We start from the raw sequence: 23,125 nt of genomic DNA on the forward strand, positions 1-23,125 counted from the left end.
CTCACCCCTCCCGCCGTACGCCGGGCAGTTCGGGCGCCACGCCGCTCAGCTCGCCGAACGCCTCGGCGAGGTGGTCGGCGAACACGGCCATGCCGGCGGCGTCGAGCCGCCCGTTGTAGACCAGCGTGATGTCCAGGACGCCGTCCACGACCGCCGTGACGACCACGATCGGCTGGACCTCCAGCAACGTCCGCTGCTGGGCGGGAAGCGGCGCCTGCCTGATCCGAAGGGCCCCGTCACCGACCTTGATGGCGTCGACGCCGCCGACCTTGTGCTCCACGAGCACCATCGGCTCCGCCAGCTCCCGCAGCCGTGCGACGGCGGCGGTCCGCGGGCTCAGCGTGCGGAGGATGCCGAAGCCGACGCCGTCGTGCGGGACGGCGCGCAGCGTGTCGACGACACCGGGCAGCGCGTCGGGGACGCGGGCGCCGGGCTCCACGGGGAGCAGCACCGGGAAGGAGTTGGTGAACCAGCCCAGCGACCTGGACCGGTCCGACGGCCGGTACGGGTTCGGCGAGCCGTGGCCGACGGTGCACAGAAAGGCGTGTGGCTGCCCCCGCCACCGGGCCCACGCACAGGCCACGGCGGCCAGCGCCGCTTCCCGGCTCGCCGGGCCCGAGACGGTGAGCGGGGCCGCGAACGCGTCGGCGGGCACCCGCCTCTGGATGACACCGGGCTCGGCGGACGACTCCGCCACCGCCTTCGCCTCAGGAAGGTCGTTCCCCTCCTGGCCCGCGCGGAGCACGCTCGTCCAGTAGGTGAGCTCGCCCGCGAGCTGGTCGGACTGGGCCATGGTGTGCAGCCGCTGGGCCCATGCGCGCCAGGCGGGCGGGCGGGTCTCGCGGCGCGGCGCGCCGGTGGCGGCGATGTCCGCCAGGGCCCCGTTGAGGTCCTCCAGCAGGGGGACGGTCGAGATCTCGTCGTAGGCGAAGTGGTGCACCACGAACAGCAGAACCCCGGGGTGGTGCGGGCCCCGGCTGTAGAACTTGGCCTGGAGCAGCGGGCCGCGCGCGAGGTCCAGCTTGTCGATCAGCTTGTCCATGTCGGCCTTGAGCAGGGCCAGTTCGTCCTCCGGGCCCATCGGTGGCAGCACGGTGGTCTCCAGCAGCTCGGCGTGTTCCGCTGCCGCACACTCCGCGCGCCAGCCGAGGCCGTTGTGCAGAAAGCGGTACCGCAACGGCTCCTGGAGCGCCACGAGATGGACCAGCGCCGTACGGACGGCCTCGGCCGCCACGCCGGGCGCGACCTCCAGGACCTCGACCGTGACGAAGTCCGTGGGCGCCTCGTCCCGGCCGTCCAGCAGGCGGTGGACCAGGGGGGTGAGAGGGAGGGGGCCAGAGGGAGCGGGGTCGTGCGGGCCGGTGTCCGCCGGGGCCTCGAGCTGTGCGCTGCCCGCCACCCCCGCACTCGCACTCGCACTCGCGACCTCGGCGAGGCCGCGCAGCGTCGGGTGGCGGAGCACGTCTTGGGGCGTGACCGAGACGCCGGCGCGGGCAGCCCTCGCGGCGACCCCGACGCTGAGGACGGAATCCCCGCCGACCTGGAAGAAGTTGTCATCGGGCCCGATGCCGTCGCGGCTGAGCAGCTCGGACCAGATCCGGGCCAGCACCCGCTCGGTCTCGGTCGAGGACAGGGCAGGGTGAGGGAGTTCGGCAGGCGGCATGGTCGGCTCCTGGGATTCCTGGCTCAGGCTGCGGCGGTCGATCTTGTTGCCGCCGGAGGTCTTGGGCAGGGCGGTGTGCGGAACGACGCGCGCGGGGACCATGTGCGGCGGCACCCGCTCGGCCACGGCGGCGAGCAGCTCGGCCTCGCCCGGCAGCGCCTCCCCCGCGATATGGGCGATCAGCCGCAGCGAGCCGGACGCCTGTCGCTCGGTCACGACGAGGGCCTCGCGCACACCCGGATGCGCCACCAGGGCCCGTTCGATCTCCGCGGGTTCGATACGGAATCCGCGCAGGGAGATCTGGTTGTCGGCGCGACCGTGCACGGTGAGGGTGCCGTCCGGCCCGCGGCTGGCCAGATCGCCGGTTCGGTACATCCGCGAGCCCGGTGCGCCGAACGGGTCGGCCACGAAACGGGCCGCGGTGTGGCCCGGCCGCCGGTGGTAGCCGCGCCCCACGGACGCGCCCGCGATATAGAGCTCGCCGGTATCCGCCGGGCGGCCGCGCTCGTCGAGGACATAGGCGTCGGAGCCCGCGATCGGGTGGCCGATGTCCGGGGCCGCGCTGCCCGATGCCGAGACGCGGGAGCAGGTGCACAGGACCGTGCACTCGGTCGGCCCGTAGAGGTTCAGCACCTCGAACGGCAGCCGGGCGGGCGGCCGTACGCGCAGCTGGTCCCCGCCGGTCCCCAGGGTGCGCAGCGCGAGTCCGGGGACGGGGGTGTACTCGCCGAGCAGCAGTTCCGCCCTGGGCGTGGGCAGCATGAGCACGGCGATCCGGTGCTCCGCCAGCCAGCTCAGCAGCTGCGCGGGGGTCTGGTTCTCCGGGAGGAAGTGGAGGGTGGCGCCGTGGTAGAGGGCGCCCAGGATTTCCATGACGGCGGCGTCGTATCCGGCGGCCGAGGACTGCGCCACCTGGTCCGAGGCGGACATCCGCAGCTGGTCTCCGTACCAGCGCAGCAGGGTGAGGAGGCCGCGGTGCTCGATCTCGCAGCCCTGCGGTCGGCCCGTCGAGCCAGAGGTGTACGCGATGTAGGCCAATCCCCCGGAAGTCTCCGGGGAGGCGTTGTGGCCGCTTTCGCCGCGGTCCGGCAGTACGGTCACGTCGTTGCCCTCGACCATGACCGGGGCCCGCAGTTCGCCCAGGATCGCGGCCCTGCGTGTCTCGGGGGCCAAGGGGTCGAGGCAGACGAAGGCCGCGCCGAGGGCGTGTGCGGCGAGCCAGCCCACGGCCAGGTCCGGGCCGCGTTTCGCGTACACCGGGATCAGTGGGCCCGCGCCGGATTGCCGCAGCCGCCTGGCGAGTTCCTCGGCGCGGCTGATCAGCTCGCCGTACGAGATATGTGTCCCGGCATCCACCAGGGCGGTTCGCTCGGGGGCGCGCTCGGCGTGCCGTCTGATGACCTCCCACGCCGGGTCCGGATGCGCCGTGGGATCAGTGCCCCTGCGGGGCGCGGCATCGCTGATCGGGCTGTCCGGGTCCGCCAGCGCCGCGGCGATGATGTCCTGGTGGAGTCGGAGCAGTTCGCGCATGGTGGACTCGTCGAACAGGTCGACCGCGTACTCCAGATAGCCACGCATCGGCTCGTCGTCCTGGTCGCCGATCCCGAGCGTCAGGTCGACCTTGGCGGTGCCGGGGGCGATGCCGTCGGTGCTGTCCTCCTCGAGGGGCGCGACTGTGACACCCTCCAGCTCCGCCGGGTGGGTCGCGGTGTTCTGGTGCGAATAGGCCACGGTGAACAGCGGGTGCCGGGACGCGTCGCGCGGCGGCTTCAGCGCGGCCACGATGTCCGCGAACGGCACCTCCTCGTGGTCCAGCACCCCGGCGACGGTGGCTTTGCAGCGCCGGACCAGCTCGCGGAACGTCATCCCGCCGTCGACCCTCGTACGGAAGGGCAGCGCGTTGTTGAAGTAGCCGATCAGCTCGTGGGTCGCCGGGTTGAGCCGTCCGGAGGTGGCGGAGCCGACCACGATGTCCTCGTGGCCCGCCCACAGATGCAGCAGCGCGTCGAAGACGGCCAGCATGGTGACGAAGGTCGTCACCCCCTCCTGGCGGCTGAACTCCCTGATCCCCTCGGTGTCTTCCGGGCTCAGCGCGAATTTGATCAGCGCCCCGGCGTGGGACTCCACCTCGGGGCGCGGCCGGTCCAGTGGCAGTTCGCGCGGGCGGAGATCCGCGAGCTGCGCGCGCCAGAACTCCAGGCCGCGCTCCCGCACCCCGGAGTCCAGCCGCCTGCGCTGCCAGGCCGCGAAGTCGGCGTACTGGACGGGCAGTTCGGGCAGGTTGGGGGGTCGTCCGGCCAGGCGTGCGGCGTAGAACTCGGCCATGTCGCGGAAGTAGATCCGGGGCACCCAGCCGTCGAAGACGCTGTGGTGCCAGGTGCACAGCAGCAGATGGTCCTCATCCGAGACGGCGAAGAGGACGGCGCGCACCAGCGGGCCGCGCGCCAGGTCGAACGGCGTGGTCGCCTCGGCCGCCGCCAGCTCCCGCAGCCGCTCCTCCGGGTCCGCCGCCCCGCTCAGGTCCACCACCTTCAGCTCCGGTTCCGGCACATCGGCGTGCACCCACGGCACGCCGTCGGCGTCGGCGGCGATTCGGCTGCGCATCACCTCGTGCCGCCGCGCCAGGTCGGCGATCGCGCCGCACAGGGCCGTACGGTCCAGGGGGCCGTGCAGGCGCAGATCGAGGGGGATGTTGTAGAGGGGGGTGCCCGGGGCGAGCTGGTCGATGTACCAGAGCTGCTCCTGGCCGACGGACGGGGGCAGCGGGCCTCCGTGCTCGCGCGGCAGCAGCGGAATTGTCCAGTCCGTGTTCGCGTCGTCGGCGCCGCGCCGCCCGCCGATCAGGGCCGCCAACTCGCTGACCGTACGGTGCTCATAGAGGTCGGTGAAGGTCAGCTGGACGGCGAATCTGCGCTCGACCTCGCGGAGGAGGCTGATGCCGGCGATGGAGGTGCCGCCCAGCGCGAAGTAGTCCGAGTCGGCCTGGATGCCCGGGGCCTTGAGCATCCGCTGCCACATGTCCGCGATGGACTGCTCGATGTCCGGGTTGTCCGGTGTGCTGGTGGAAGCCGCAGGAAGTTGACGGCTTCGACCGCTTTCGCCGCTCTGGGGGCCGCGGGGCGCCTCCTGCGTGCCGTACCAGCAGGGGACGGGCTCGAAGGGGTAGGTCGGGGCCTCGATGCGGCGGACGCCGGCGCCCGCGTGGTGCGCGCGCCAGTCGAAGGTCGCGCCCAGTTCGTACAGCCTCGCCATCGCGCCGAGGACCCCGCCGTCCGTACCGTCGTCCGACAGCAGCCGTACGAGCGGCAGCTCGGGCGCCTCGGTGGCCATCGCCCGCGACAAGGCGCCGCCCGCGCCCATCTCCAGCAGCACCGCGCCCTCGGCGAGGAAGCCGCGCACCGCGCGTCGCAGGCCCTCCTGGTCGACCTCGGCGGTCGGGGGCGTGTCGGCGGCCAGCCGGACCGCCTCGTCCTCGCCGATCCGGTCCCGGAGCAGCCGCACCACCAGGTTCCCCGGCCCGGAGCCGACCATCCGGGAGGTCTTCAGGCCGAGCCCGCTGACCAGCTCGTACAGCGCGCGGTGCCGGAGCAGCCGCCCCGTCTGCTCCGGGTCCAGCGAGGGGAACGCGGAGCAGAGCCGGATCCAGGTCGCGTCGTCCAATTCCGTGTCGCCGGAGAACAGAAGCACCACCGGGACCTCGGGGGCGACGGGCCGGTCCGGCGGTACGGCCGTGCGCAGCGCCTCGGCCAGCTCGCGGGTGTCGTGCGCGGTGCGGGCCCAGCGGAACGGGTGGTCGTCCCGGCCGGTGTTCAGCGCGAACGCGACCTCCGGCAGGGCGTGTTCGGTGGCCTCCAGGAACTCCGTGAGACGGGCGGCGTAACGGGCGAGCGCGGCGGGGGTCTTCGCGGAGAGGGTGACCAGGTGCGGTGCGCCGCTGAGCGCTTCCGCCCCCGGCAAGGGTTCCGGCGCCTCCTCGATGACGGCGTGCACATTGGTCCCCGTCAGCCCGAACGAGCTCAGCCCGGCCCGCCGGGGCCCCTCCTCCGGCGCCGGCCATGGCGCCGTCTCCGTCCGTACGTTCAGCAGGTCCGCGAACTCGATCAGCGGATTCGGCGTGCTGAAGTGGACGGTCGGATAGAGCGCCGTGTGGCGCAGTGCGGCCAGGACCTTGAACAGTCCGGCCATGCCCGCCGCGTGGTCCAGATGCCCGACGTTGCTTTTCGCAGCGCCGATGTCGAGCGGCGCACCGGGCCGTCCGCCGCTCGCCGCGAGGGCCTGGCGCAGCCCGTCCGCCTCGATGACATCGCCGAGCGGGGTGCCGGACCCGTGGCACTCGACACAGCCCGCCGTGCCGGGGCCGGCCCCGGCGTCCCGCCACGCCTCGGCGATGACGGCGGCCTGGGCGCTCGCACTGGGGGCGCTCATGCTGGTGGCCCCGGCGCCGTTGTGGTTGACGGCGACCCCGCGCAGCACGGCGTGGATGTGGTCCCCGTCGGCGAGCGCCTCGGACAGCCGCTTGAGGACGACATAGCCGCCGCCCTCCCCGAGCGTGGTGCCGTCGGCCTTCGCGTCGAACGGGCGGCACACGCCCTCCTGCGAGAACAGGCCGAGCAGTGGGTCATGGGCCCGCTTGGGCTGCAACACCGACTCGACCCTGAGCCCGCCGGAGACCGCGAGGTCGCACTGGCCCTCGCGCAACTTCTCGACAGCCAGCGCCAGCGCGCTCAGGCTGCCGCTGCACGCGGTGTCGACCACCAGCGCGGGCCCCGCGAAGTCGAAGAGATACGAGATACGGGCGGCCAGCGCGGCCGGTATCGAGCCGAGGATCTGCTGCGGGTCGTCCTCCGCGTACAGCCGCGCGTATGACGGCTCCGGCGCGCTGACGATCACGGCGGTGCGGGAGCCGCGCAGCGTGGCGGGGGCGTAGCAGGCGTTCTCCAGCGCCTGGTGCACCAGCTGAAGGGTCAGCCGCTGGTGGGGGTCCATCAGTTCGGCCTCGCCCAGCGAGATGCCGAAGAAGGCGTGGTCGAACAGGTCGACCCGGTCCAGATAGCCCAGGGCCTGATAGTCGGTCCCCGGGTGGCCGCCCGCGTACCGGATCCGGTCGGCGTCCGGTGGCCGCACGCTGTCCCGGCCCGCGGCGAGGTTGCCGTGCAGCCGCTCCAGCGTGTCCGCGTCCGGCAGCGCGAACGCGATCCCGGTGATCGCGACAGCTTCTCGGCTCTCGCGGCCGTCTCGGCCCATCCGATGCCCCCGTCTCACAGTTCGTAGTCGCCGTCGGAGTCGTGGTCGTTCCCGTACGGGGCGCCGTCGTGCCGGTCGCCGTCGTCCGCGTGCCCGGCGCGGCGCAGATCCAGGCGGACCGCCATCCCCTCGATGGTCGAGTGCTCCAGCAACTCGGCCATGCTCAAGGCGGGCAGCCGGTCGGCGAGCTGGATGAGGGTGAGCGAGGAGCCGCCCGCCTCGAAGAACTTCTCCCGGATCCCGACCCGCGCCCTGCCCAGCAGCCCGGTCCACGCCTCGGCCACGGTCCGCTCGCTGTCGGTGCGGGGCGGCAGATACGCGGGGTCCACCGTGGCGTCCGGCGAGGGCAGGGCCTGGCGGTCGACCTTGCCGTAGAGGTTCAGCGGCAGCCGTTCCATGGGGACGAACACCGTCGGAATCATCTGCTCCGGCAGCCGCGCCGCCAGGTGCTCCCGCAACTCCCCCGGCCCCGGTCCGGCCACGTCGGTCGCCTTGCTCACCACATACGCCACCAGGTGCCGCCCCGCGCCCTCCCCGGCGGCGACCACACACGCCTGCGCCACCTCGGGGTGCCCGGTGAGCGCGGCCTCCACCTCGCCGAGTTCCACACGCACGCCGCGCACCTTGACCTGGTCGTCGGACCGGCCGACGAAGCGGAGGGTGCCGTCGGGGGCCCAGCGCACCAGGTCGCCCGTGCGGTACATCCGCTCGCCCGGCTCGCCGAACGGGCAGGCCACAAAGCGCCCGGCGGTCAGCCCGCCGCGGCCCAGGTAGCCGCGCGCGAGGCAGTCCCCGGCGAGATGGAGCTCGCCGACGGCGCCCACCGGTACGGGCCGCAGCCACGGGTCCAGCACAAAGCACCGGGTGCCCGCGGCGGGCCTGCCGAGCGGCGGGGTGGCGGGCCCGGACAGCGGCGCGCTCATCACCGTGCATACGGTCGCTTCGGTCGGCCCGTAGCCGTTGAGCACCCGCCCCCTGCGCGACCAGCTCTCCACCGTCTCACCCGGCAGCGCCTCGCCGGCAGCGAACACGGTCACCCCGGGTACGGACGCGGCCGGCATGGTGGCCAGGACCGCGGGCGGTGCGACCAGATGGGTCACCCCGCGCTCCCTGATGAACCCGGTCAGCGCCGGCAGCGGCCCCGGCGGGGCCACCACGACGGCGCCCCCGGTGAGCAGCGGCGCGGCGAGCTCGAAGAACGCGCTGTCCCAGCCGGCCGAGAGCCACTGGAGCACCCTGCTGCCGGGCCCGATGCCCCCGTTCTGCTGCCCGGTGGCGGCCAGATTCGCGATGCCGCGGTGGGTGACAACGGTGCCCTTGGGACGCCCTGTGGAGCCGGAGGTGTAGATCACGTAGGCGGCGTTTTCGGGGTGGGCCCGCACCTTCGGCGCCGCCGTGTCCGGACGTCCGTCCGCCGCGCCCGTTCCGTCGAGGTCGAGGCTGAGGTCGAGGTCGAGGTCGAGGGTGAGCACGGGCACGCCCGGATCCCACCCGGAGTCCGCGGGCAGCAGCACCAGCGCGGCGCCCGCGTCGGCCAGCATCCACGCGCGCCGCTCCGCGGGGTGCGCCGGCTCGAGCGGCATCGTCGCCGCACCGGCCTTCCACACCGCCAGCTGGGCCGTCACCATGGCGACGCTGCGGGGCAGGCACAGGCCGACGATCGACTCGGGCCCGATGCCGCGAGCGGTGAGCGCGTGGGCCAGCCGGTCGGCCCGTCGGTCCAGTTCCGCGTACGTCACCTGCTCGGCGCCGTCGCCGCTCAGCAGGGCGAGCGCGTCCGGGCCGCGGCGGGCCTGCTCGGCGAACAGGTCCTGGATGCAGCCGAGGGGGACGGGGGTGAGCGGGGACCGGGTCCAGTCCCCGAGCACCTGCCGCCGCTCCTCGTCGGGCAGCATCGGCAGGTCCCCGACGCTCCGGTGCGGCTCCTCGGCCATGCCGCGCAGCACGGCCCGCAGTTGGGCCGCCAGCCGCTCGATGGTGGCGGCGTCGAAGAGCTCCGGGTCATAGCCCAGTTGCAGCACCAGCTCATCGCCCGGGTACGCGATCAGGGCGAGCGGATAGTTGGTGCTGTCGTCGCCGTCCAGCTCGACCACGCGCACCGCGTCGTGCTGGACGTCCGTCGGTTCACCGGGGTAGTTCTCGAACGCGACCGTGCTGTCGAACAGCCGGGTCCCGGCGGGCACTCCGCTGTGGGCCTGCTGCCGCGCCAGCGGATAGTGGCCGAACTCCCGCGCCACCGCCTGTTCCTCCTGGAGCCGGGCCAGCCAGTCGAGGGTGTCGGCCGCGGGGTCGACGGCGACCCGTACCGGCAGGGTGTTGATCAGCGGCCCGCTGATCGTCTCCACGCCGGGGACGGCGGTCGGGCGGATGGACACCGCGGCGCCGAACAGCACCTCGTCCACTCCGGCGTGCCGGGCCAGCAGCACCGCCCAGGCCGCCTGGACGACCGTGCCGACGGTGAGCCGGTGGCGCCGCGCGAAGTCTCCGATGTCCGGGGTGCCCGACAGCCGGAGGTCGAACGTCCGGATGTGGCCGCCGACCGGCCCCACGGGACGGTCGTACGGCAGCGGCGTGGGCGTGTCGAACCCGGCGAGCGCCTCCCGCCAGTACGCCTCGGCGGCCTCGTCGGCTCTGCCGTCCTGCCCGTGCAGCCACTCCACATAGTCCCGGAACGGCCTGCACACGAGGGGTTCTGGCGCCTCCCCCCGGGTGAGCGCGGCGCAGGCGGCGAGGGCCGCGTCCACGGTCCTGGTCAGGCTCCAGCCGTCGAAAAAGAGATGATGTGTCGTCAGCAGTACGTGCGCCCTGCTGTCCGACAGCCGCGAGATCGTCACCCGGAAGGGGATCGGGCTGCGCAGATCCAGCCCCTCGGCGCGGTCCCCGTCCTCCAGTCGGCGCAGTCGCGCACGCTGCTCGCCCGGCGGCAGCGACCGCAGGTCGTGGTGTGTGATCCGGGGCTCCGCGCGGTGCACGACCTGCACCGGCTCGGCGAGCCCGGACCAGTGCACCGTGCTGCGCAGTACGGGGTGCGCCGCCACCACCCGCCGCCAGGCGGCATCCAGCGCCCGCGGGTCCGTGACCCCGTCGATGACGAGCGTGAACCGGCGGCCGTAGACATCGAGCCGCTCGCCGCCGCTCAGCGAGTGGTACAGCATCCCGGACTGGAGAGGCGTCAGCGGATACACGTCCTCGACCGCGCGGCCGTCGCCGACCAGCGCGTCGACCTGTGCCTGGTCCAGCGAGGCGAGCGGATAGTCCGAGGGGGTACGCCCGCCGCTGCCGGGCGCCAGGCAGTGGGCGGTGAGCGCGCGCAGCGCGGCGAGCGTGCCGTCGGCGAGTCGCCGGATCTCCGTCTCGTCGTAGGCGGCGCGGGAGTAGTCCCAGGTGAAGATAAGTTCGCCGCCGGTGGTCTCGGCCGTCACCTCCAGCTCGAAGGGCCGGATCTCGTCCGGGTGGATGGCGTCGGTGAGCGGGAACTCCCGTCCGCTGTAGAAGCCACCGTGGGTGTCCAGGGGCGCGAACTGGCCGAGATAGTTGAAGTTGACGTGGGGCCGGGGCCCGTTCGGGGAGCCGTTCCGGCCCAGATAGCGCAGCGCGTCATGGCCCAGGCCGTGCCGGGGCACGGCCCGCAACTGCTCCTTGACGACCTTGAGGGCCGGGCCCCAGTCGGCGGCGTCCACCGCGTCTGCCGTATCAGCCATATCCGGCAGCTCGATGGTCACCGGGAACTGGGTGGTGAACCAGCCGACCGTACGGGAGATGTCCACCCCGTCGAAGAGCTGCTCCCGGCCATGGCCCTCCAGGTTGATCGCGACGGGCCCCGGGCCGAGCGCCCGCGCCAGCGCGGCCAGCAGGACGTCGTTCGGCCGGGTGCGGTAGGCGACGGGCACCTGGCGCAGCAGCGCCGCGGTCTCGTCCCGGCTCAGCCGGGCGGTCACGACCGCGCTGGTGCTGACGTCGGCGGGGGCGGCCATGCCCGGTGGCGGGGCCTGGACGGCGGTCCAGTAGGGCAGTTCGCCGTCGAGTCCGCCGGAGGCCACGTACTCGTTCAGCCGCCGCGCCCAGTCGGGGAACGACGTGGTCTTCGGGCCGAGGTCGATCGGGGTGCCCTCGGCGGCCTGGACGTAGGCGGTGCGCAGATCGTCCAGCAGGATCCGCCAGGAGACCCCGTCGACGACGAAGTGATGGACCATCAGCAGCAGTCGGGGGCTGCGCGCCGGGCCGAGGTCGATATAGACGGCCTTCAGGAGCGGCCCCGCGCGCAGATCGAGCGCGGCCTCGGCATGTGCGATGACGGTCGACATATCGGGGGACGGGGACGGGTCGTCGGCCAACTCGCCGCAGATCTGGAAGACGTCGCCGTCCCCCTCGGCCTCCACCTGCGCGATCCGCAGCCGCCAGGCCCCCTCGTCCCCCTCGGCATCGGCTCGTTCGGCCCGCGTCCGCAGCGCGTCATGGTGGGCGACGACCGCGTGCACGGCCGCCCGTACGGCCGTCACGTCCACCCCGGCGGCCAGCTCGACGCAGCGGGGCATGGTGAAGCGGTCGGGGCACGCGGTGATGTTCTCGAAGAACCAGTGCTGGATCGGGGTGAGCGGGAACGGCCCGAACACGGAGGCGTCGGACGCGTCCGCTGCCGCGGACGTATCACCGGAGGCACCGGGCGCGCCGGACTCGACGGACACCACGTCGGCCAGCTCGCGGATCGTCTGCCGCTGGAAGATGTCGCGCGACGCGATCCGCAGCCCTTCCCGGCCCAGTGCGGCGACGACCTGGACACTGAGGATCGAGTCGCCGCCGAGGGCGAAGAAGTTGTGGTCGATCCCGGGCCGTTCGACGCCGAGGACCGCCGTCCACGCCCGGGCCAGCATCCTTTCCGTGCGGGTGCGCGGCGCCGCGAAGCGGGTTCGGGCGGCGGGCAGCGCCGGATCCGGGAGGGCCGGGCGGTCGACCTTGCCGTTGCGGTTGACGGGCAGCTCGTCCAGCACCACGAAGGCGGACGGCACCATGGGCGCGGGCAGCACCTCCGCGACAAAGCGCCGCAGGGTCTCGGGGGTCGGCCGCCCGTCGGCCGACTGCCCGTCGGCGGCGACATACGCCACGAGGCGCTCGTCCCTGACCACCACCGCGACGCCACCCACCCCGGGGTGGGTGCCCAGCACCGCCTCGATCTCGCCCGGTTCGATCCGGAAGCCCCGCATCTTCACCTGCTGATCGACCCGGCCCCGGAACTCCAGCACCCCGTCGGCCCGCCGGCGGACCAGGTCCCCCGTGCGGTAGAGCCGCTCGCCGGGGACGTAGGGATCGGCCACAAAACGTTCGGCGGTGCGGCCGGGACTGCCCACATACCCCCGCCCGACTCCGGACCCGCCGATGTACAGCTCCCCGTCCATCCCGACCGGCACGGGCCGCAGATAGGGGTCGAGCACCTCGATGCGGGCGCCGTTGACGGGCCCGCCGATGGGCACGGCCCCGGCGACCGTGCCCGGGTCCGTGCCCGCGGGCAGCAGGTGCGCGGTGGACATGACGGTCGTCTCCGTGGGCCCGTACGCGTTGACGAACGTGCGCCCCGGCAGCCAGCCCGCCGCCAGCTCGGGCGGGCAGACCTCGCCGCAGGCGAGGACCGTTTCAAGCGCCGGGACCTCGTCCGGGGCGACCGTGGCGAGCAGCGCGGGCGTCAGCAACAGCAGCGTCACGCCGTCGCGGCGCAGCTGCTCGGCGAGGCCGAGGGTGCCGTCCCGTTCGCCCGCCTCGCTCAGGCACAGGGTCGCGCCGGAGAACAGCGGCGTCAGGGCCTGCCACAGCCCGCAGTCGAAGCAGATCGACAGATGCAGCAGCGTCCTGGTGGCCGGGCCGAAGCCGAACATGCGGCGGGCGTCCTCGGCGGCGAGCGCCAGGGAGCCGTGGGTGATCATCACGCCCTTGGGGCGGCCGGTCGAGCCCGAGGTGTAGAGGACATACGCCAGATTCGACGGCCCCACCTCGGTGCGCGGCGGCGCGGCCGCCCGTGCCGGCGGCTCGGCCCCGCCCGGATCCAGGCAGGTCACGGTCGTATCGCCGGGCAGCACATCGTGGAGCGGCTCGCGGGTCAGCACCACCCGCGTGCCGGTGTCCGCGAGCAGCAGCGCGAGGCGCTCACGCGGATACCCGGGGTCCAGCGGCACCATCACGCCCCCGGACTTGAGCACGGCGAGCAGCGCCACGATCAGGTCCGGGGAGCGCTCCAGACAGATCCCGACGGGTGTCTCGGGGCCGACCCCGCGCGCCACCAGCCGGTGGGCCAGCCCGTTGGCGCGTTCGTCCAGCTCGCGGTAGGTCAGCTCCGTCCCACCGTGCAGGACGGCGAGCTGCTCGGGGGTGCGCCGCGCCCACTCCTCGAACTGCTCATGGGCACCCCCGGACGGCCGTTCCCGGGACGAGGGCAGGGGCGGCGCGGAGAGCGCGGACGACTCCCGGCCGTCCCCGCCCATCGGCAGCAGCCGCAGCGGCCGCTCGGGATCGGCGGCGATCTCCGCCAGCAGCGCGGTCAGCTGAGCGCTGAGCCGTCGCACCGTCGCACCGTCGTAGAGATCGGTGTTGTAGTTGGCGTACAGCCGCAGCTCATCGCCCCGTTCGCGGAACTCCAGGGTCAGGTCGAAGTTGGCCGCGACCGTGGGAAGTTCGAGGTCCTCCGCGGTCAGCCCGGCGAAGTCCGGCTCTCCGGCGGGCGCGTTCTGCATCACCACCATGGCGCTGACCAGTGGCGAACGGGCCGGGTCGCGCTCCGGTGCCAGCGCCCGCACCACCCGCTCGAACGGTACGTCCGCGTGCGCGACGGCATCCAGCAGCGTGTCCCTGACCTGGCCGAGGAAGTCGCCGAAGGCCTGCCGCTCGTCCACCGTCGAGCGGATCACGACCGTATTGACGAAGTACCCGACCAGATCCGCCCACTCGGCCCGGCCCCGGCCCGACTCGGCGGTGCCGACCGCCACATCGGCCTGGCGGCAGTGGCGGGAGAGGAGGAGCTGGGCGGCCGCCATCAGCGTCGTGAACAGGCTCACCTGCCGCGCCCTGCTGAGCTCCTTCAGCCGGCCGGTCACCTCGGCCGGAACCGTGGCCCACTCCGCGGCACCCGCGGTGCCGCGGGTGGCGGGGCGCGGCCGGTCCGTGGGCAGCTCGGTGGGCGTCAGCCCGTCCAGCCGCGCACGCCAGTAGTCGAGCCGGCGATCGGCGTCGGCGCCGACCAGGTGTTCGCGCTGCCAGCGCGTGAAGTCGGCGTAGCGGGCGGCGAGCGGGGGCAGCTCGGCGGGCTCGCCGCGCACGGCGGCGGAGTAGCAGTGGGCGAGCTCCGAGAGCAGGACCTCGTTGGCCCAGCCGTCGGTGATGAGGTGGTGCATCGTCAGCGCGAGGACGTGTTCCTTGTCGCCGAGCCGTATGAGCAGGGCGCGCAGCGGCGGCGCCGCCCGCAGGTCGAAGACCGTGCCGTACTCTTCGCGCAACACCTGCTCCAGCGCGTCCTCCACGGATGGACCGGCATCGGTGTCCCGCAGGTCGACGGACTCCAGCGCCACCTCGCCCGGCGCCACCACCACCTGCGCACCCTGCCCGTCGACCTTCTGGAAGGTCGTACGGAGCGCGTCCTGCCGCGAGACCACCTCGGTCAGCGCCTTCCGCAGCGCCGCGACATCCAGCAGGCCGGTCAGCCGGAGGGCCTTGCCGATGTTGTACTCGGCGCCCGGCTCGTAGTCGTGCAGAAACCACAGTGGCTGTTGCGCGAACGACAGCGGCAGCCGCTCGTCGGCGCCCGCCCCGGACGGCGGCGCGCTCCGTACGGGCGGCCCGGCGGGCTCGGCGGGTGCCAGCACGGCGGCCAGCTCCGCCAGCGTCGGCCGGTCGAACAGGGCGCGGTACGGCCACCCGACGCCGAGCCGGGACCGGGCGAGGGCCGCGGCCTGGATGCCGATGACGGAGTCGCCGCCCAGGTTGAAGAAGTTGTCCTCGGCGCCCACCCGTTCGACGCCCAGCACCTCGGCCCAGATCCCGGCGAGCGCCCGCTCGGCGTCGGTGCGCGGCGGAACATACGCCGCCCCCCGCTCCGGCGCGGGCAGCGCACGCCGGTCCAGCTTCCCGCCCGGCAGCAGCGGAAGCCGGTCGAGCACGACGAACGCCGCGGGGACCATATGCGCGGGCAGGCTGTCGGTGAGAAAGACCCGTAACGCGTCGCCGCTCGGCCGTACGGGCGCGCCGTCGCCCGTCTCCGGCTCGACGTATCCGACGAGCCCCTGCCTGCCCTCCTCCCCCGCGGTCACGGCGGCGCGCCGCACCCCGGGGTAGCGCAGCAGGACGGCCTCGATCTCACCGGGCTCGATCCGGAAGCCCCGGACGCTCAACTGCTCGTCCGTACGGCCCAGATACTCCAGGTTTCCGTCGTCCCCCCACCGCACCAGGTCCCCGGTCCGGTACATCCGGGCCCCGTCCGGCGCGAACGGGTCGGCGACAAAGCGCCCGGCGGTCAGCGCCGCACGCCCGTGATAGCCGCGGGCGACCCCGCTGCCGCCCAGATACAGCTCGCCCTGCTGCCCGTCCCGCACCGGTCGCAGCCCGGAGTCCAGCACATAGGCGGCCGTACGCGCGAGGGGCCGCCCGATCGGCAGATACCGGCCCTGGACGGCCCGTACGGCCTCGGGTGTGGGGCGAGGGAGCAGCGCGCAGGAGTCGATGGTCGTCTCGGTCGTCCCATACGCGTTGACCACGACCGTGTCGGGATGCAGCCGCCCGGCGAGCTCCCGGTAGTCCCGGGCGGCCCAGCCCTCCGAGCCGACCGACAGCAGCCGCAGCGGCGGCATGCCGCGCCCCGCCCGCCCTGCCTCCCGCACCAGCTCCGTGGCGAGCCCCGGCATCGTCTCCACGGCCGTGCCCCCGTGCCGCTCGACCAGCTCCAGCAGCCGCGCCGGCTCGGTGACCGCCTCATCGGGAGCGATCACCAGAGCGCCACCGGCGAAGACGGAGCGCAGCATGTCCGCGAAGAACAGGTCGACGGACAGGCTGGTGACCGAGACGAAGCGCAGCGGCTCCGCGCGCAGCCCGTACAGCTCGTCCCAGGCCGCCCAGATATGGGCCAGCTGGCGGTGTTCGACGGCGACGCCCTTGGGCGGTCCTGTGGAACCGGAGGTATAGATGACGTAGGCGAGATCCTCGGGGGCGGGACGCGCCGCCGACGGCGCCTCGGCCTCTCCCCCGGCCCGGGCACCGGCCGTGTGATCCATCACCGTCAGCCCGGCCAGCCCGTCGAACAGCCCCGCCGTCCCCGGCTCGGCCACCACCACCCGCACGCCCGCGTCCTCGGCCATCCACCGCAGCCGGGCCCTCGGGTGTGCCGGGTCGAGCGGCACATAGGCCGCGCCGGACTTGAGTACGCCGAGCACGCCGACGGCCATCGCGGCGCCACGCCGTACGCTGAGGCCCACCAGCCGCTCGGGACCGGCTCCACGCTCGGTCAGGGCGTGGGCCAGGACGCCGGCCCGCCGGTCGAGCTCGGCGAACGACAGTTGCTCGTCCTCCGCGATGACCGCGGGGGCGTCCGGTGTGCGTGCCAACGTTTCCGCGAACAGGTCTAACGGCGCTCGCAAAGATCCTCCCCCGTCGCCTCACCGGCCGTTGCACGGACTTCATGTTTTCGCACGGCGTCAGGCCGCGGAAGATTTTTAAGTTGTGCGGTAAACAGCCAGGTCAACCGGACAGGAATGCCCGAGCGGTGCGCCGGGTGGCCGTGACGCCCGCGTCGGCCATCCGCCGCAGGTCGCGGGTCACACTCACCCGTTTCAGCCAGCGATCCGTACCGTCGAACCGCGGCCGGAAGGACCTGCGTCCATGGACACAGCGCTGGTTGTCCAGGAACAGGTAGTCCCCCGGCTCCAGGGCCAGGTCGCCGAGGTGCCGGCCGATCTCCTCCTTGAGCTCGTCCAGCGCCGCCCGCGCCTCCGGATCGTCCCCGGAGACGACGGTGAAGTCGGCGTCGACGCACAGCGACTGGTTGCCCGCCGGCCCCGCCAGGATCCGCGCCGGCGCCGGATCCGCCCATGCGCCGGCGTCGTCGCTGCCGGTGGGGCTGTGCGAGGTGTCGGGCAGGTGGTGGAAGCGCGGCATGCTCAGTACGGACCGGGTCCGCTCGGTCAGCCGCAGCGAGCGCAGCTCGGTGAGCGTGGTCGGCACCCGGTCCGGATTGCGCAGGCAGGCCAGCCCCAGATAGTGGGCCCGGTGCGGGTGGAAGGCGTCCTCCGTGTGCCAGCCGAGTTCGGCGGAGCTGCTCGCGCTGGTCTGCGAGCTCTGCGCGTACTCACTGGGCACCACATCGTGCACCAGGCGCCCGGCCTGCTGGGTCTCCCAGCCGAACACGTCGCCGAGCAGCACGCCGAGCAGCACCAGGCAGATCTCGGGCACCAGCGCCGGCTCCCTCGGCCGGCGTTCGAACTCCGCCGGAGTGGCGCCGAGTTCGTCGTCGCGCAGCCGGTGTCCGCGGACACGGAACGCGCCGATGTCGTCGCTGAACCGGACCCGTTCCAGCCACTCGCGCAGGCCGTACGGCAGCCGCTGGGCGTGCAGGCGCGCGTTGGCGATGAAGCGCGGGTCCTCCACGCTGTCATAGGTCCCCGCGACCTCGGCGGCCACCTTGTCCAGCAGCTCGCTTTCGGCCGCGTCGAGCCGGTAGACATCGCTCGGGTCCTCGACGGCCCTCTCTCCCGGCCGCGCGTCCTGGCTGTTGGGCATGGCCTCCTCTTCTCCTCAGGCGGGACGCCCGAGCAGGGCGCAGCCGACCGTGCCGTCCCGATCGATGCCGGTGACCAGGGCCAGATCCGCGGGCTCTGACCAGTGCCGCCCGGCGGCCAGGGCCGCCGACAGCTGTAGCCCCGCGGACGCGGCGAACGCGTCGCCCAGCAGCGGACGGCAGTGCAGCCAGTGCATGGCGGAGCGGCCGGTCACCGCGCGGATACCGGCTTCCTCCTGCTCCGAGTGCTCGCCCAGTGGCGCCACCAGCCGGATCCGGTCGGCGGTGGCGCCCGCCTTGGCGAGCACGGCACGCACGCACTCGGCGAGCTCGGCGCCACCCGTCTCAGGCTCCGGGGTCGCCCGGAAGTGCGTCGCCGGCACCGTGGCCACCGGGACGCGTCCGGCCGCCGCCGCGTCGGCTGCCGACTCCATCAGCGCGACCAGACAGCCCTCGCCCAGCGGCGCAGGGGTGTCGCTCGGCCCGCTTGCCGCGTCCACCAGGAGAGCCCGCGCCTGCGAATACTCCTCGGTGGCGCCGACCAGCAGCCGTCGGCAGTGCCCGCCACGGCACAGGCGGGCCCCGTAGCCGATCGCCAGCAGCGCGGACAGCCTGCCGCCGGCGATGGTCGTGTTCGGGCCCTTGAGGTGGTGCCAGATCGCACTCTGCCCCGCGGCCCGGTTGAGGAACGTGTCCGGGAACCGCATCGCGTCCACGTGATAGGGCCTGGACGCGGTGAGCGCCTCCCGGGTGAAGTCCATGGCGGCCTGCACATTGCCCTGGCCGACGCCGAGCACCAGCCCGATCCGTTCCGGGTCCTCGGTGACTTCGGGGCCGAGCTCGCGCAACAGCACATCGATGGCCGTCACGGCGAACGCCGTGGAGCGGCTCATCGTGCGGGTCCCCTTGCGCCCCAGGTGGTCCGCCGCCTTGAACCCCGGCACGACCGCGGCCCGGGCGGGCCCGGGGAACCCGGCCGCTTCCAGATCCGCCACCGCCGAGCGTCCGGACAGCAGTCCGTCGCGCAGGGCGTCGCGGCCCACGCCGTAGCCGGTCACGGTGGACCATCCCGACAGCACCAGGGCCCGGCTGTCCGCGTCCACCCCGCGCGGGCGCAGCGGCCCTGTCGCCTCGACCGTCGTCATGTCGTCTCCCGGGTCCGACCGAGCAGCAGAACCACGTTGTTGCCCGCGAACGCGAGCGCGTTGTTCTGCACCACGTTCAGCACGGCGGGGCGCGCCTGGTTCGGCACGCAGTCCAGCCCGCAGTCCGGGTCGGTGTTCATATGGTTGATGGTGGGCGGGATGAAGCCCTCGTGGATGGCCAGCGCGCAGGCGACCGTGGCCAGCGCGCTCGCCGCGCCCATCGCATGCCCGATCATGCTCTTCACCGACACCGTCGGCGGTGGGGCGGCGAACACCTGGCGGATCGCGCTGGTCTCGACCACGTCGTTGGTCGGGGTGCCGGTGCCGTGTGCCGAGATCAGGTCCACGTCCTCGGGCTTGATGCCGGCGTTGCGGTGCGCGAGCCGGATACACCGGGCCAGGCTGTCCCGGTCCGGGGCGACCGCGTGTCCCGCGTCGCAGTTGAGCCCGTAGCTGAGCACCTCGGCGTAGATCCGCGCGCCGCGGGCCCGCGCCGAGCGCAGGCTCTCCAGGAGCAGTACTCCGCTGCCCTCGCTGGCGAGCAGGCCCTTGCGGTCCCGGTCGAAGGGCTGGCACTTCTCGGGGGCGATGGTGCCGAACCGGTAGAAGCCGGTGAACGTCTTGCGGCACACGGCGTCCGCGCCACCGCACAGCGCGAAGTCGACGTCGCCGGCGCGCAGGGCGTCGAACGCGCTGCCGATCGCGTAGTTGCCCGCCGCGCAGGCCGTCCCGATCGTCATCGACTCGACGTCACGCAGCCCGAGTTCGCGGACCATGCCCGAGGTGAGCTGGTTCGCGTCGGCGCGCCTGGCCAGCGCGGGGTCGAGCCCCCCGGCACCGTCCGTCAGATACTGCTCGGTCAGGGTGTCCAGGTCACGCGTCTCGCCATCGCTGGTGCCGACGGACACGAGAGCCCGACGGCGCCGCAGTTCCTCGACGTCCAGTGCGGCGTCCGCCAGCGCCATCCGGGCACCCGCGACCGCGAACTGGGTGGCCCGGCCGATGCCCTCCGGTTCCAGTCGGTCCAGCCACTCGTGCGGGTCGAACCCGGTCACCTCGCACCCGATCGAGTGCGCGAAGCCGGTGGTGTCGAAGGCCGTGATCGGCTTCGCCCCGCTGCGCCCCTCACGCAGCCCGGCGCAGAAGTCGTCGACCCCGATGCCGATGCTGCTGACCACGCCGAGACCCGTGATCACCACTCTCTCCATGTCCCCGTCCGCGTTCACTTCGCCCTCCTCGCGTCGTGAAACCGGATCAGCGACTCGTGGCGAGGGCCTCGCCCACCACCACGAACACGTTCTTGAGATCGTCCATCAGATCCACCTTGGAGTCCTCGATCTCGACGTCGAAGGTGCGCTCCAGCGACGCGCCGAGTGCCACCAGCGCCATCGAATCGGCGCCGTACTCCTCGGTGAACGACCCGGTCAGGGTGATGTCCTCCGGTTCGATGTCGAGAACCTCGCACACCACGTCCTTGATGCGGGCCCGTTCCTCGTCCCCCAGCGCGGTCTCGGGCACAGGTGCGGTCATGACGTTGCCTCCAGTGGTGTCGTTCGGGACGCGGGCGGGATCCCACGCCACGGGTGGTCGGTCCGGCCACCGCTCAGAGAACGGCGAATCCCGGAAACGCCGAGCGGCCGACACCGGCCGTCGAGCGTTCGCGGACCGGGCCGAGCAGCTTCGGATCGGAGTTGAGGATCGCGAGCATGACCTCGCGCAGCAGCGCGCCGGGGTCGACGCCCAGCGAGCCGGTCAGCATCCTCCTGCCCTGCTCGTAGAGGGCGAGGGCGTCGGCCTGGCGGTCGCAGCGGTACAGGGCCGTCATCAGCTGCGCGCGGAACCGCTCCTGAAGCGGGTACTCGCGGACCAGCTGAGTCAGCCTCGGCACCAGCGAGGCGTGCCTGCCGAGCGCGAGTTCGGCCTCGAACCGGCCGGTGAGCGCCGTGATCCGGGCCTCCTCCAGCTGCGGTCGCACCGCTTCGGCGAGATGCGAGGACACATTCGCGAGCGCGGGCCCGCGCCACAGCGACAGGGCCGAGGACAGCAGCGAGACCGCCCGCTCGTAGTCGCCCGCGTCCAGCGCCTCGTGGCCGCGCTGCGACTGGTCGGTGAACTCGTCCAGGTCGAACCACGAGGACCCGATCTGCATCAGATAACCCGGCGAACGACGCATGATCCGGGCGTGCGGACCGAGCGTCTTCCGCAGCCGCGAGACGTAGGTGTATATCTGAGCGTTGCTGGTGGCGGGCGCCTTCTGACCCCACAGGTACTCACCCAGCTGCGAGTCGTACACCACCAGGTCGCCGGCCAGGAGCAGAGCGCTCAGCACAGTGCGCTGTTTGGCGCCGTGGAGCGGCAGCTGCTTCTCCCCGTGCCGCACCTCGACCTGTCCGAGAATCCGATACTCCATGCACCCCTCCGGTGTCGGCACCCGGACGACAACTCGCGAGCGGCACTACCGGTGACGCGGCACACCACCCACGTGAAACCAGCGGAAGACTACGAAGGCCCGATGACACGCCAGTGACTCCGCACTGACGGCCTGTCGAGCCCGTTGTCGTCCGTCGCGGGACCCATGAGGCCCGTCTTGCCGTTATGGCAAGTTTTCGTGCCAGGTCATGGTGCGCCTGGCAAGACTGAGGGTCCACCGACACAAGGAGTCCTGATGAGCACCACCGATGCGGTCGCATTCTGGGACAGCGTCTACGCGGCCCGGCCGGCAGCCGGCGACCCGCGGCCGAATGCTCGCCTCACCGAGATGGTGACGGGCCTGCCGCCCGGTGACGTGTTGGACCTCGGATGCGGCGAGGGCGGCGACGCGCTGTGGCTCGCCGGCCAGGGGTGGCAGGTCACCGCCACCGACATCTCGGCCGTGGCGGTCGAGCGGCTCGCCGCCCTCGCCCGCTCACACGGCCTGGGCGACCGCGTCAGCGCCGTACGGCACGACCTGCACACGTCGTTCCCGTCCGGCCGTTTCGACCTGATCTGCGCCCACTACCTGCACACCCCTCTCGACCTGGACCGGGCCACCGTCCTGCGCTCGGCCGCGCACGCACTGCGCCCGGGCGGGCGGCTGCTGGTCGTCGACCACGGCTCGACCTCGCCATGGTCGTGGAACCAGGACCCCGACCTCCGGTACCCGAGCCCGCAGGAGGTCGCCGCCGGTATCGCGCTGGCGCCGGAGACCTGGACGGTCGAGCGGGCCGACACCCCCCGCCGGATCGCGACCGGCCCGGGCGGGCGCACCGCCGAGGTCATCGACCATGTCCTCCTCATCCGCCGCACCGCCTGACCCGGTGGCCGGCGCCGCCCTTCAGCCCCGGGCCACCGCGATGGAGCCGGCGAGGCGCTCCCCGGCCTCGTAGACCATGTACGGCACGCCGCCGTCCGTGCCGAAGGTCGGAGCCGCCGAGCGCCCGTTGTCGGGCGGCGCGGAGCGGGAGTTGTAGAAGACGCCGAGGTGCTTGCGGAGCGAGAAGTCCGCCCCCACCTCGGTGATCATCATGTCGCCACCGCTGGACTTGTCCTTGTTGTAGACGACGAACGCGGAGCCGTCGCGCGTCAGCAGGTGCGGGCCGCCGATGTTCACCGCGCCCACGTCCGAGTGGCGCACCAGGGGTGTCTGGGCGAAGGTCCAGTTACGGCCGTCAGCGGACCAGCCCCAGCCGATGTCGCGGTGGTCGGTGGTGTTGTTGATCATGAACAGCATGACGTAGCGGGCGCCGCGGGAGGGCAGGTCGTACCGGAACACCCGGGCGTAGGACGTTTCGCTGGTGCCCGCGGGCATCATCGACGTCGTCAGCACCACCTTGTCGTAGGTGAAGTCCACCCCGTTCTTCGACCGGGCGAGCCGGGTCGTGGTGTTCTCGCCGTGGAAGTACAGCCAGAACTCCTTGGCGTCCTGGTTCCACAGCACATGCGGCGAGGAGACATGGGTGACCGAGTAGTGCGGGTCCCACTTGTTGGACACGATCGGGTTGTCCGGGTACTCGGTGAACGGGCCCTCCATGGAGTCGCCGTAGGCCAGGCAGATGCCGCCGGGCGCGTCGTGCGGCGCGTAGTACAGGTAGTAGCGGCCCAGCGGCGAGGAGAGCTTGTCGTAGACGCCGCGCACGGTGGGGAAGATGATCTCGCCCGTCGGGTTGTACTTCAGCTGCGACGGGGTGAGCAGCGTGCGGACGTAGGTGTAGTCGGGAAATCCGCCGGGCGCGGCCGACGCGGAGGGCGTCGCCAGCCCGCCGAACGTGAGCGCCGCGCCGGAGAGGGCGGTGGCGCGCAGGAACATCCGGCGGTCCGGGCCGGACTGCGGCTCATGCATGATCGGCTCCT

General features: G+C 72.9%; 9 protein-coding genes. 1 reads left to right on the plus strand and 8 read right to left on the minus strand.

All coding sequences use genetic code 11. The annotated features are described in order from the left end of the window. Window position 1: 1 nt before the first annotated feature. The 7 genes from ACZ4WQ_RS42250 to ACZ4WQ_RS42280 all read right to left on the minus strand — a co-directional run bounded on the left by ACZ4WQ_RS42250 (window position 2) and on the right by ACZ4WQ_RS42280 (window position 21,206). On the minus strand, window positions 2-6,907 hold the full coding sequence (locus ACZ4WQ_RS42250) for an amino acid adenylation domain-containing protein (RefSeq protein WP_398372936.1): 6,906 nt from the start codon (window positions 6,905-6,907) through the stop codon (window positions 2-4). A 14-nt stretch (window positions 6,908-6,921) separates the two neighbouring features. Beyond that, entirely contained in the window at window positions 6,922-16,482 is a 9,561-nt protein-coding gene (locus ACZ4WQ_RS42255) for an amino acid adenylation domain-containing protein (protein WP_398372934.1), read from the minus strand. A gap of 133 nt (window positions 16,483-16,615) precedes the next feature. Then, window positions 16,616-17,653: a guanitoxin biosynthesis L-enduracididine beta-hydroxylase GntD gene (gene gntD / locus ACZ4WQ_RS42260; protein ID WP_398372932.1), complete on the minus strand. Its 1,038-nt coding sequence runs from the start codon at window positions 17,651-17,653 to the stop codon at window positions 16,616-16,618. Window positions 17,654-17,668: 15 nt separating this feature from the next. Next, window positions 17,669-18,796, minus strand: coding sequence for a beta-ketoacyl synthase N-terminal-like domain-containing protein (locus ACZ4WQ_RS42265; RefSeq protein WP_398372930.1), 1,128 nt, complete (start codon window positions 18,794-18,796; stop codon window positions 17,669-17,671). Next, entirely contained in the window at window positions 18,793-20,004 is a 1,212-nt protein-coding gene (locus ACZ4WQ_RS42270) for a beta-ketoacyl-[acyl-carrier-protein] synthase family protein (RefSeq protein ID WP_361182084.1), read from the minus strand. Before ACZ4WQ_RS42270 ends, ACZ4WQ_RS42265 begins: the two co-directional genes overlap by 4 nt. Before the next feature lie 46 nt (window positions 20,005-20,050). Next, entirely contained in the window at window positions 20,051-20,326 is a 276-nt protein-coding gene (locus ACZ4WQ_RS42275) for an acyl carrier protein (RefSeq protein WP_311721769.1), read from the minus strand. A 73-nt stretch (window positions 20,327-20,399) separates the two neighbouring features. Beyond that, window positions 20,400-21,206, minus strand: a complete 807-nt coding sequence (locus ACZ4WQ_RS42280) for an AfsR/SARP family transcriptional regulator (RefSeq protein WP_311721767.1) — start codon at window positions 21,204-21,206, stop codon at window positions 20,400-20,402. A gap of 255 nt (window positions 21,207-21,461) precedes the next feature. On the opposite strand from ACZ4WQ_RS42280, the gene ACZ4WQ_RS42285 reads away from it, so the two are divergent. Beyond that, window positions 21,462-22,088, plus strand: coding sequence for a class I SAM-dependent methyltransferase (locus ACZ4WQ_RS42285; protein WP_398372927.1), 627 nt, complete (start codon window positions 21,462-21,464; stop codon window positions 22,086-22,088). A gap of 21 nt (window positions 22,089-22,109) precedes the next feature. Here the strand turns inward: ACZ4WQ_RS42285 and ACZ4WQ_RS42290 are convergent, their stop codons facing one another. Next, window positions 22,110-23,114, minus strand: coding sequence for a glycoside hydrolase family protein (locus ACZ4WQ_RS42290; RefSeq protein ID WP_385338553.1), 1,005 nt, complete (start codon window positions 23,112-23,114; stop codon window positions 22,110-22,112). Window positions 23,115-23,125 lie beyond the last annotated feature (11 nt).

Source organism: Streptomyces sp. NPDC028305 (assembly GCF_055569495.1).